This window comes from Pseudoalteromonas sp. MER144-MNA-CIBAN-0113, assembly GCF_040308965.1.
GTDB lineage: Bacteria > Pseudomonadota > Gammaproteobacteria > Enterobacterales > Alteromonadaceae > Pseudoalteromonas > Pseudoalteromonas tetraodonis.
In genome coordinates, this window is the sequence record NZ_JBEOOG010000520.1 from 1 (window position 1) to 247 (window position 247).

At 45.3% G+C, this 247-nt stretch carries 1 protein-coding gene; it reads left to right on the top strand.

Translation table 11 applies throughout. From position 1 onward, the window contains the following. Window positions 1–247: outer membrane protein assembly factor BamD (gene bamD, locus AAEY57_RS20775; RefSeq protein ID WP_350608756.1), on the top strand; the 247-nt coding region annotated here is incomplete at both ends.

Here is a 247-nt window from a genome sequence, read left to right on the forward strand (position 1 = left end):
TGATAGAGCTGACCGCGATGCTAACCGTACACGTGTGGCCTTTACCGATTTATCAACCTTGGTTAAGCGTTTCCCACAAAGTGACTACGCCCCAGAGGCAAAACGTCGTTTAGTGTGGTTGTTAAACCGTATGGCAAGGTATGAGCTAAAAGTGGCCACTTACTATTATGAACGTGAAGCCTACTTAGCAGCAGCTAACCGCGGTAAGTTTGTAGTAGAACATTACTCTCAAAGCAGCTACTTAAAC